The 475-nt window shown below is 64.2% G+C and carries 1 pseudogene; it reads right to left on the bottom strand.

From position 1 onward, the window contains the following. Positions 1-153: 153 nt before the first annotated feature. Positions 154-333, bottom strand: a pseudogene (locus MKL11_RS19990) (transposase); the annotation flags it as partial. Positions 334-475: the final 142 nt, after the last annotated feature.

The raw sequence follows: 475 nt of genomic DNA, 5'->3' as shown, positions 1-475 counted from the left end.
TCGTTCGGATCACGCCCGGCGCGGGCCAACTCGACCATCTGTCGGCGGAACTCGGTGGGGTAAGGGGGACGACTCTTCGGCATTGGACAAACACCTCACGCGAAAGCGTTCTCGGTGTCCACCAAACAGGGGCAATCCCAGGTCTGGACTCGATCAGCACCAGAAGGCGCTGATGGCGACAGCTGAGGCGTAGTTACGGGCGAGCTTGTCGTATCGGGTGGCGATGCGGCGGAGGTCTTTGAGGCGGTTGAAGGTCGCCTCGATCCGCCAGCGTTCCCGGTAGCGGCGCTTGTCGTGGCGGATCTTGTTCTTCCGACCGCGCTTGCCCGGGATGTGATCGGCCCCCACAGGGTGGTCCAAGGTTAAAGTTAGTGCGCGGTAGTCCGCTCCACCACGGGTAGCTTGGCCGGCGGAGCTGGTCGGGCGAGCGCAGCCGGCCAAGCGGTGAAGGCTGGCATGAACACTTCTGGTGCCG

Source organism: Methylobacterium sp. J-077 (assembly GCF_022829365.1).
Lineage (GTDB): Bacteria > Pseudomonadota > Alphaproteobacteria > Rhizobiales > Beijerinckiaceae > Methylobacterium.
This window is presented reverse-complemented; position numbering and strand designations above follow the sequence as displayed.